Genomic DNA, 6,464 nt, shown 5'->3' with positions numbered 1-6,464 from the left:
GCTATCCTTAGTAAATTTAGTCATAAAAAACTGCACCTCCAACTGTTAGATGTGTCTAACAATTGGGGTGCAGTTCACGGGGAGCTTGTTTTTACATGAAGACCCTCTAAACTGATGCCTCCAGCTTATCGGTAATTCTTGCGGCTATCTCGTCATATATCGCTCCGCTCTCAGTGCCCGTCTTATAGACCGATGGTGAGAAGTCCGGCTCTGACGGATGGTTGTCCGGAGCACCTAATGGAAGCTGGGCTAGCAGCTCCGTATGAAGCGTCTCGGCAAGCTTGCCGCCGCCTCCACGCCCAAACACATAATCCTTCTCTCCGCCGTGGGAGCAGACATAATAGGACATATTCTCCACGACGCCCAGGATTTCATGATCCGTCTGCAAAGCCATTGCACCCGCTCTGGCAGCAACAAATGCTGCTGTAGCATGCGGGGTAGTTACAATGATCTCCTTGCTCTGCGGAATCATTTGGTGCACATCAAGAGCTACGTCACCGGTTCCTGGCGGCAAGTCGAGGAGCATGTAGTCCAATTCCCCCCAGGCGACGTCAGTAAAGAATTGACGCAGCATTTTGCCCAGCATCGGTCCGCGCCAGATCACCGGACTATTCTCGCGAATGAAGAATCCCATGGACATGACTTTAACGCCAAAACGCTCAACCGGATGAATGACGCCGTCCTCGGTTACGGATGGTCCTTCTTCGATTCCCATCATGTCCGGCACGCTGAATCCGTATATATCCGCGTCAATCAGGCCAACCTTCTTGCCTTGCCGAGCTAACGCAGCAGCTAAATTCACCGTAACAGTGGATTTGCCGACTCCGCCTTTTCCGCTTGCAATCGCAATGAAGTGAACGCCGGACTGTTCGCTAAGCAGCGTATTCTGTTCCATGCCGGCAGCATGCCCTTTTGTCAACTTCTCTCGATCGTTGGCTTCCTCTTGAGGGGCTTGGCTTGCGGCATTATCCAGAGGACGCATTCGAATATGAATATCTTCTGCCCCCATGGCTTCAAGAATTTCTCGAATCTGCGCGTCCAAGGAAGCACGTGTTTCTTCATCACTGTAAGTAACGGACAAACGAACTGTCCGTTCCTTAACAACAATATCTCGAATACGCTGGAGCTCCATTAAGCTCTTCCCGGTTTCGGGATCACGTAAAGGTTGAAGTATCTCCTGTACCGTTTCTCTAGTCAGCATATAAGCACCTCTGCTCTATGTAATGGAATAGACAATGTTCCGATATTCCCGTCTATTATACCACTACTCTGCAGCTTGTGACGACTTGCTGATGGACTCTCCGGAGGAGTATCGCAAAATACCATTATAGACCGAAGCAGCGACTTTCCTCTGGTATTTCTCATCCCGCAGCAGTTCAGATTCCTGCGGATGGGATAAGAACCCTACTTCCACCAAAGCCGATGGGATCCGCAAGGCTTGGAGCAAGTATATCGTCTCATCCGTTTTGGCTAGACGCTGCGTATTCTCCAGATTGCGCCTGATTTCCTCCTGAATCAATTCAGCGAGCTTCTTGCTATCCTCGCTATTTGGTGGGTAGAAGGTTTGTGCGCCACTCCATCGGTTGGAGGGAATGCTGTTCAGATGCACACTGAGAAACAGATCTGCCTTGCTCTCCTCGATCTTCCTGACACGCTGTTTGAGATCCTCCGTTTTTCGCTTGGAATAACCTTTAGTATTCTCGGCTGCCAGATCGTAATCCCCTTCCCTTGTCAAAATAACCAAGGCCCCTGCCTGCTGTAAATAGTCTCGAAGGTACAAGGTAATCGCGAGATTCACATCCTTCTCAATGACACCTTGACGGCTCACAGCTCCCCCATCAGGTCCCCCATGCCCTGCGTCGAGCGCAATGATCTTCCCAGCCAGCGGCAGGCTCCAGGTACTGGATGAAGTTTTAGCCGAAGGGATTTCATAGGTTACAACGATGATAAGCAAGGCCAGAAGCAGTGCTCCAAACAAGGTTTGCTGAATTCGCTTCATCGAAATCCATACCGTAACTTTATCAGACCTCCGTCTGGACATAACAAAACCACCTCGTCCCATGAGTTGTACTACTCCATCATATGGGACAAGGTGGCTATTTAGACCTTCGTTATACGGTAACCTGCTCTTTCATACCTTCAATCAGCACTTGTGCGACTTCCGGACGCGTAAATTCAGGTGGTGGACACTGCCCTTCACGAAGCAAGCCCCTAACTTTCGTTCCCGATAAGGTCAGATGATCCTCTTTAGGATGCGGGCATGTTTTGCTTGAGGCCATGTTTTTGCATGTGGTGCAGAAGAAGCTGTGCTCAAAGAACAGCGGCGTTATACCTAACTCTTCTGCCGTGAAGTTTTTGAAGATTTCCTGAGCTTCGTAGGTACCATAGTAGTCACCAACACCTGCGTGATCCCGGCCTACGATAAAATGGGTGCAGCCATAGTTCTTCCTTACCATTGCATGGAAAATAGCTTCTCGTGGTCCCGCATAGCGCATGGCAGCCGGAAACACGCCGAGGAAGGTACGATCCGCCGGATAGTAGTTATCCAGCAGAGTCAGATAACTTTTCATCCGTACATCTGCAGGTACGTCATCCGATTTCGTTTCGCCGACAAGCGGATTGAGGAAAAGAGCATCGACAATTTCCATAGCGCTTTTCTGAATATATTCATGTGCACGGTGAACCGGGTTACGAGTCTGAAAACCGACAACCGTATTCCAGCCCTTCGCTTTAAATTGCTCCCGGGTTACTGCCGGATCAAAATAGAATTCACCAAAACGCTCTGGCTGCGGCCGATTCAGCACTTGAATCGGTCCCCCTACATAAGTTGAAGGCCGTTCAAACAGTTTCTTCACGCCCGGATGCTCTGGATCATCCGTCTTGAACACTTGCACTGCTTCGACTTGCTGATCTACCTGGTAGATGCTCTCCACTTCAATAACGCCATATATAATACCATCCTCTTCACCCACAAGGGCTGCTTTCTCACCGATAACCAGCTTTGCCGCTGTATCCTCATCTACAGCAAGTGTGACCGGGATGCTCCATACGGTTCCGTCAGTTAAACGCATTGAAGAAACGACGGAGCCATAGTCCTGTTCGTTAAGAAATCCTTGCAATGGGGAAAATGCTCCTACACCGATCAGATCAAGATCTGATATGCTCCAAGCATTGACCGGGATTCTGTGAAAAGAATCAGCCTGTTTCAAAAGAACTTCACGTTCTTCTCCTAGAACTACCCGCTGTACCAGCGTGCCGCCATGAGGAAGTATTGCTGTCATGAAATCGAATCCTCCTTCGTATGCTGCAAAATGTAATATATCTAAACTCGTATCTTACGTTTTATTTATGAAGTCCGCATTCTGTCTTCTCATGGCCGGACCAGCGTCCTGCGCGCGGGTCTTCTCCAGGCATAACCTGTCGCGTACAATATTCGCAGCCAATGCTCGGATAATACTGATCATGCAGCGGATTGTAGATGATATCGTTAGCCCGGATGTAATTCCATACATCCTCACTGGTCCAGCCTGCGATCGGATTAAACTTCACCAATCCGAACTTGGTGTCATACTCAATCTTCTTGGAATTTGCTCGGGTGGGTGCCTGATCTCTTCGAATTCCTGTGATCCAAGCGTCATATTGAGACAGAATCCGGGTAAGCGGTTCTACCTTACGGATATTACAGCACTCATTAGGGCTAACGCTCCATAGAGCGTCCCCATGCTGGGCTGCTTGCTCCTCTGGCGAAATAAGCGGGGATACCCGTACGAACTCCAGCCCATAGTGTGCAGCCATGAGATCTCGGGTTTCATAAGTCTCTTTGAAATGAAAGTCCGTATCCAGATAAAAGATATCTGTGGACGGGCTGATTTTTTGAATCATATCCACCAATACCACATCTTCTGCCCCAAAGCTGCAAGCAAACGTTATATTAGGGAATGTCTTAATTGCATACGCAATGACTTCCTCGGCCGATGCATGCTCAAGCTCTTCGGCTTGCACTTTAATCAAATCCTCTTTCTCCAGCAAATTCATGATACAATGCCTCCCCCGATATTAATCCCGATATTCCTACTGAAATAATATGAATTAACTACAGTATAAAACATTCCTAATAAATGTCAACCATCAAAACTTTACCCTGAAAAAGAAAAAATCCCTTCCTGCACCAGCAGAAAGGGATTTTGAGGGGACATAGGCCATTAGTCGGTTCCTACGGATACCTCACCAGCTTTTTCGTCAATTCCAGTACTGCTTCCCTCTTTGGTTTTGAGAGGAGCTGTCTGATTCGATGTCCGAAGCGGAATTTCCTTCAAGAAGAATACGAGCATCAGTGCAAGCACGAGAACTAACATCCCTGTCAAGAATACCATCGATAAAGTATTTCCGAGTGCATCCCGAATACTGTCAATCATCTGCATAAACAAAGGCTGAACATCTGCAGGAAGGCTAGCTTCGGTTTTCTCGATCAATGGTTTATTCATTAACGTCTGTGGATTAGCGAACGACAGCATCTGCTGAGCCATTTGCGGATCCAGGGAACTGAAGTCAGGTGCACTTTCAGACTGTAGTGCATCCTTCAAATTCTTCGTAAGGTTATTCGACATAACCGTACCCATAACCGCGATACCGATCGTACCGCCAAGATTACGGAACAACTGGGATGAAGCTGTTGCTACGCCCAGCTCTTTATGAGAGACTGCATTCTGTGTAGCCAATGAGAACACCGGCATACCCAATCCAAGTCCGATACCGAAGATAATAGTACTCACCACAGTGAGCCAGATGTTATCCATGAATACCATGATTCCCATACCAACAATCATAATAGGAACACCCATAAGCGCATAACGTTTGTATTTGCCGCTTTTTGCAATCAGTTGACCAGTTACAGCACTCATTCCCATCATGAAGATCGACATCGGAATCGTGACATAACCGGCATAGGTCGGCGAAATGCCGAGCACACCTTGTACATAAAACGAGATGTAAATCATCGCGCCCATCAAACCAAAGTTCATAATGAATCCAATCAGATTGGAAACCGTAACAACGCTATTTTTAAACAAACTGAGTGGCAGTACCGGCTCCTTCGCTTTCATCTCAACAAAGATAAAGATGATGGCCGATACGACCGAAGCTGCTATGAGACCGATGATTTCCGGCGATCCCCAAGGATATTCTGTACCTGCCCAAGAGAAAGCAAGGAGCAACGGAACGATGGCCGTTGTCAGGAATAAGGAGCCCAGATAATCGATGGATTGACCAGTTTTCCGTTCAACCTTAGGGAACAATGTCATGATCATGATAAAGGCGACGACGCCCAGTGGCAGGAAGATCCAGAACAACCAGCGCCATTCAATGTTATCAACAAGATATCCACCTAGCGTAGGACCAAGGACACTGGAGAAACCGAATACGGCTGTCATCAATCCCATCCATTTGCCCCGTTCCCGTGGAGGGAACAGGTCACCCACGGACATAAAAGCAGTGGATTGAATAATACCTGCTCCGATACCTTGAATACCGCGATAAATAATAAATTGATACACGTCTGTCGATGTACCTGTTAGGAAAGCTCCTAACATGAAAAATAATATACCTATTAGTATAAACGGCTTACGTCCGAACATATCAGACAGTTTACCTACCAGTATGGTCGCGATGGTTGAGGTTAACAAATAGATGTTAATCGTCCATGTATAATAATCCATACCATCCAGAATCGCAATAATGCGCGGCATTGCCGTGCTTGTGATTGTCTGGTTAATAGCTGCGAAGAACATCGCAGCCATGATTGCAATCATAATTGAAATTTTACGTTTAAGCGTTAAATGCTCCATGCTCCACCTCTACCCTTTGTGATTATCTTTATCTATGTTTGACAGCATCAACGAGAAGATTCTTCTCAAATGCTGTATGTCTTCCTCCGAAAGAATATTGAAAAACCCCTGGATCATTTCCTTCTGGTCCTTCTTCACTTTCTTAATCATTTCATACCCTGGCTCCAAGAGTGTGATGTTCACAACTCTCCGATCATCTTCTGCGCGTTCTTTCTGCAGGTATCCTTCCGCAACCAGCTTATCTGTCAAACCGGTTATAGCCGGTGGCGTCAGTGTTAAGGCATCTGCAAGCTCCGATACTTTCATCGGTCCACGCAACTTCAGTACATAGAGCACTTGAAATTGAGGAAAACTCAAATTGTACTTACCCTCGCTTGAATGTTTCCATTCCTGCGAGATGTTCTTAAGCAAAGCCCGAAACATGGATGATACTTGAAAAATCTCTTCATTTTTATCCAATCCTATCCTCCTTATCTATCTGCGAATTAATTATTTATTAAATGATTAACTACTAATTAATTAAACACTTAAATAATTTCATTTTAATAATATATCCCTATTTACATATCGAGTCAAGTGGTTAATGATGTTCGGTGTTCATGTGTAACATGGACTATCCTC

The 6,464-nt window shown here is 46.6% G+C and carries 6 protein-coding genes; all 6 read right to left on the bottom strand.

Translation table 11 applies throughout. From position 1 onward, the window contains the following. Nucleotides 1-106 precede the first annotated feature (106 nt). The 6 genes from AM231_RS27875 to AM231_RS27850 all read right to left on the bottom strand — a co-directional run bounded on the left by AM231_RS27875 (nucleotide 107) and on the right by AM231_RS27850 (nucleotide 6,302). A complete protein-coding gene (locus AM231_RS27875; RefSeq protein WP_054405496.1) occupies nucleotides 107-1,201 on the bottom strand; it encodes an Mrp/NBP35 family ATP-binding protein in 1,095 nt (364 codons plus the stop codon). A gap of 63 nt (nucleotides 1,202-1,264) precedes the next feature. Continuing rightward, nucleotides 1,265-2,041 carry an N-acetylmuramoyl-L-alanine amidase CwlD gene (cwlD, locus tag AM231_RS27870; RefSeq protein ID WP_053491321.1) on the bottom strand — a complete coding sequence of 259 codons (777 nt, stop codon included), beginning with the start codon at nucleotides 2,039-2,041 and terminating at the stop codon, nucleotides 1,265-1,267. A gap of 70 nt (nucleotides 2,042-2,111) precedes the next feature. Then, on the bottom strand, nucleotides 2,112-3,281 hold the full coding sequence (gene sat / locus AM231_RS27865) for a sulfate adenylyltransferase (protein ID WP_053491320.1): 1,170 nt from the start codon (nucleotides 3,279-3,281) through the stop codon (nucleotides 2,112-2,114). Nucleotides 3,282-3,342: 61 nt separating this feature from the next. Continuing rightward, nucleotides 3,343-4,035 carry a phosphoadenylyl-sulfate reductase gene (locus AM231_RS27860; protein WP_053491319.1) on the bottom strand — a complete coding sequence of 231 codons (693 nt, stop codon included), beginning with the start codon at nucleotides 4,033-4,035 and terminating at the stop codon, nucleotides 3,343-3,345. A gap of 167 nt (nucleotides 4,036-4,202) precedes the next feature. Next, nucleotides 4,203-5,843: a DHA2 family efflux MFS transporter permease subunit gene (locus AM231_RS27855; RefSeq protein ID WP_054405495.1), complete on the bottom strand. Its 1,641-nt coding sequence runs from the start codon at nucleotides 5,841-5,843 to the stop codon at nucleotides 4,203-4,205. A 9-nt stretch (nucleotides 5,844-5,852) separates the two neighbouring features. Continuing rightward, nucleotides 5,853-6,302 carry a MarR family winged helix-turn-helix transcriptional regulator gene (locus AM231_RS27850; RefSeq protein ID WP_053491317.1) on the bottom strand — a complete coding sequence of 150 codons (450 nt, stop codon included), beginning with the start codon at nucleotides 6,300-6,302 and terminating at the stop codon, nucleotides 5,853-5,855. Between the last annotated feature and the right edge of the window lie 162 nt (nucleotides 6,303-6,464).

The sequence above is a fragment of the Paenibacillus solani genome (assembly GCF_001277345.1).
Lineage (GTDB): Bacteria > Bacillota > Bacilli > Paenibacillales > Paenibacillaceae > Paenibacillus_AQ > Paenibacillus_AQ solani.
The sequence above is the reverse complement of the archived record's forward strand: the minus strand, read 5'-3'. Positions and strand labels throughout refer to the sequence as shown.